This window comes from Phenylobacterium sp., assembly GCF_036821595.1.
In the GTDB taxonomy this organism is placed as follows: Bacteria; Pseudomonadota; Alphaproteobacteria; order Caulobacterales; family Caulobacteraceae; genus Phenylobacterium.
Genome location: NZ_DAISJG010000139.1, coordinates 1 through 3,521, shown reverse-complemented (window position 1 = coordinate 3,521; position 3,521 = coordinate 1). Strand labels below are relative to the sequence as shown.

Annotated in this window: 4 protein-coding genes; 1 reads left to right on the top strand and 3 read right to left on the bottom strand. The window is 70.9% G+C overall.

Going from position 1 to position 3,521, the window contains the following annotated elements:
• Window positions 1-293, top strand: a 293-nt coding sequence (locus V7Z97_RS19785) for a TonB-dependent receptor (protein ID WP_334165249.1), incomplete at its 5' end; no start/stop codon positions are given.
• Here V7Z97_RS19785 and V7Z97_RS19780 read toward each other — a convergent pair.
• The 3 genes from V7Z97_RS19780 to V7Z97_RS19770 all read right to left on the bottom strand — a co-directional run bounded on the left by V7Z97_RS19780 (window position 290) and on the right by V7Z97_RS19770 (window position 3,462).
• Complete coding sequence (locus tag V7Z97_RS19780) at window positions 290-1,105, bottom strand: arylamine N-acetyltransferase family protein (protein WP_334165248.1); 816 nt, start codon at window positions 1,103-1,105, stop codon at window positions 290-292. The two genes, V7Z97_RS19785 and V7Z97_RS19780, sit on opposite strands and share 4 nt — an antisense overlap.
• Before the next feature lie 2 nt (window positions 1,106-1,107).
• A complete protein-coding gene (locus tag V7Z97_RS19775) occupies window positions 1,108-2,319 on the bottom strand; it encodes an LLM class flavin-dependent oxidoreductase (protein ID WP_334165247.1) in 1,212 nt (403 codons plus the stop codon).
• A 75-nt stretch (window positions 2,320-2,394) separates the two neighbouring features.
• Window positions 2,395-3,462: a DNA topoisomerase IB gene (locus tag V7Z97_RS19770; RefSeq protein ID WP_334165251.1), complete on the bottom strand. Its 1,068-nt coding sequence runs from the start codon at window positions 3,460-3,462 to the stop codon at window positions 2,395-2,397.
• Window positions 3,463-3,521 lie beyond the last annotated feature (59 nt).

Below are 3,521 nucleotides of genomic sequence, written 5' to 3'. Positions count from 1 at the left end.
CGAAGCTGACGGTCACCGCCGGCCTCGACTGGAGCCCCATGGCCCGCCTGAACCTGGCCGGCGACGTGCGCTACGAGAGCATGCGCTGGGAGGACGACCTCAACACGCGGAAGCTGGGCGCGGGCGTCCAGCTCGACCTGCGCGCCGCCTGGCGCGTGGACGCGCGCAGCGAGGTCTACGTCGCCGCCGAGAACCTGCTCGACGAGGAGCTGGAGGTGGGCGAGACGGCGAACGGCGTCGAGAGCTTCTCGGCCCCGCGCACCGTGCGCATCGGCTTCGCCTACCGGCGCTAGGCGGGCTCCGCGGCGCCGAACAGGGCCTCGTGGCGCGCGCAGATGCGCGGCCAGAGCGCGGCGGCTTCCGGCAGGTCGAGGTCGAAGTCGCGGGCCAGGACGGCGACGTACTCGTCCGCCGAGCCGATCAGGCGCTGCTCGACCCCGCCCGGCCGCACCCGGCGCAGGGTGCGGCCGCGAAGCTGCAGGAGGCCGTCCGGCCGCCAGCGCTGGGCCACGGCGTTCAGCACGAAGTTCGACTCCGGCGCGGTCTGCAGCCAGTCGCAGCGGGCGGCCAGCACCTCGGGTTGGGCGGGCTCCAGCGTGAAGTCGAAGGATTTCGCGCCGCCGTGCTCGTGGTTGTGGAAGCGCCACCAGGCATCGTCGAGCGCCTCCAGCCGGAAGTCGAAGCCCGCGGTCGAGAACGGGCCGGGCTCCAGCGGGAAGGGCGCAAGCGTCCCGTCGCCGAAGCCCACGTCGGCGATCCAGGGCCGGTCGAGGTCCACACGAAGGACGAGGTGGTTGCCCACCTGGACGTCGCCCAGGACCTCCCGCATCACGCCGCCGGCCAGCCGGGTCACCCGGAAGCCGATGGCCTCCAGCGCCAGTCCGAACAGGCCGTTCATCTCGTAGCACCAGCCGCCCCGCCGCCGGAGGACGATCTTCTCGAAGGCCGCGTGCGGGTCGGGCGTCAGCGGCCGGCCGAGCTGGACGTCGAGGCTCTCGTAGGGGATCGCCAGCAGGTGCGCCCGGTGCAGGGCCGCAAGGGTCGCGAGGTCCGGCCGCGCCTCGCCGGTGAAGCCGATGCGGTCGAGATAGGCCTTCAGGTTCACGGCTACTCCTTGGGAGCCGCCCCGCCGCCGGTGATCAGCTCCACGATTTCCGGGCGGATGTTCTCCGCGCCCTTCTCCATCATGTGCTGGACGATACGGGCGCCCACGGCGTTACGCACCTCCTGGGTGAATTCGGCCTTGTTCTCGCCGACCCAGGCCATGGAGGCCTCGCGGTTGACGTTGAGCTGCTGGAATTCCGGCATGACGTAGCGGGCCACGAGCTCATAGGAGCGCTTCTTCGCCTCCCACGGCGCCCAGTTGTGGTCCATGAACAGGAAGGCGCCGAAGCCCGCGCTCTCCTCGACCAGCTGGCGGATACGCCGAGCGCAGTCGTCCGGAGTCCCAATGACCGCCAGACCCGTGTCGATCATCGCCTGCACCGGGTCGTCGCCCTCCGGCACGATCGGCAGGTTGGCGATCTCGCGGAAGTAGTAGATCCACTTGTCGAGGCCGAAGCGGACGTCCGCCATGGCCTGTTCGCGGGTCTCGGCCACGTGCATGGGGCCCACCAGCCGCCAGGCGTTGCGGTCCATGGTCTGGCCGTGCTCGGCGGCCTGTTCGGTGGCGATCGCCCAGTTGGAGGCGAGGGCGTTGAATCCCGCCGTGGACGTGGCGCCGAGCGACAGCAGGCCGAGCCCGTGCCGCCCCGCGGCCCGCGCGCCGGTCGGCGACACCTGGCTGGCCACCGCCATTTCCACCGAGGGCCGGGAGTAGGGGGTCATCTGCAGGCGGGCGTTCCGGAGCTCGAACCAGTCGGACTGGTGGGTGACCTCCTCGCCTCGCATCAGGCGCACCAGGACGTCCAGCGCCTCGTCCATGCGGTCGCGCTGCTTCTGGACGGGAATGCCCATCATGAAGGCGTCGGAGACCAGGGCGCCGGGGCCCACGCCGAACATCACCCGGCCGCGGGTCATGTGGTCGAGCTGGTTGATGCGGTCGGCCAGCATCATCGGGTGGTGGTAGGGCAGGGAGGCGACGCCCGTGCCCAGGCGGATGTGCTTCGTCCGCTCGGCCGCGGCGGCGATGAACACCTCGGGGCTGGCGATCAGCTCGTAGCCGGCCGAGTGGTGCTCGCCGATCCAGGCCTCGTCATAGGCCAGCCGGTCGAGGTGCTCGACCAGCTCCAGGTCGCGCTGGAGGGCCAGCGTCGGGTTCTCGTCGACGGGGTGGAACGGCGCGATGAACGCGCCGAAACGCAGGCGTTGCGGCAGCACGGCTTGTGGTCCTCCCAGGGACGCGGTTCCCCCCGCGCCTTTGCGGGGACGATACCGGCGTTCCGCGGGGTAAGACTAGCCGCGGGCCTGCTCGCGGATCTCCTCCTTCACCTCGTCGCGGGCGGCCTCCAGGAACCGGAGGACCTCCAGCTCGAAGGCGCGCTCGTCCCTGGCCGGCTTCAGCGGCAGGGCGCCCTTCTCATAGGCCTCGATCACGACGGGGTGGATGTAGGCGCTGCGGCACACGGCGGCGGTGTTGCCGAGGATGCCCGCGACGGCCTTCACGCAGGTGTTGATGTTGCGCTTGCACTCAGCGGCCGTGGCGCACTGCGGCTGCAGGATGAGCGCCCGGGCCGCCGACAGGGTGCCGGCCCAGGTGCGGAAGTCCTTGGCCGAGAAGTCCTCGCCCAGCGCCTCGCGCAGGTAGGCGTTGACGTCGGCGGACTCGACCACCTTCTGCTCGCCGCTCTCGTCGATGTACTGGAAGAGGCGCTGCCCCGGCAGATCCTGGCAGGCCTTCACCACCCGGGCGAGGCGCCGGTCGTTGAACCCGGTCCTGTGCGCCTTGCCGCTCTTGCCGCGGAACTCGAAGACCGCCCGGGTCGCGCCGATCTTGGCGTGCCGGTCGCGCAGGGTGGTCAGGCCGAAGCTCTTGTTCTGCTTGGCGTACTCCTCGTTGCCAACGCGGATCAGCGTCATCTCCATGACGCGGACCACGGCCGCGAGCACCTTCTCCCGGGGCAGGCCGCGCAGCGAGAGGTCGGCCTCCACCTTCCTGCGCAGCTTCGGCAGCGCGCGGCCGAAGGCGATCACCCGGTCGTACTTGTGGCTGTCGCGCACCTCACGCCAGCGGTCGTGATAGCGGTACTGCTTGCGTCCCTTCTGGTCCCTGCCCACCGCCTGGATGTGGCCGTTGGGCCGGGGACAGATCCAGACGTCGGTCCAGGCCGGCGGGATGGCCAGCTTGCGGATGCGGTCCAGCGTCCTCTCGTCCGTGACAGGCGAGCCGTCCGCCTTGCGGTAGTTGAAGCCGCTGCCCGCCTTGCGGCGGGTGATCCCCGGATCGCCGTCGCTGACGTAGACGAGGCCCACCGCCTCCACGTCCTCAAGCACGGGCGCCGATGGCGCGAGGTCGTCGGGCATGTCCCTGGCCATCTGTTCCGCACACTCCTCCGGCCCGGCCGCAACGTGGTATGCGCGAG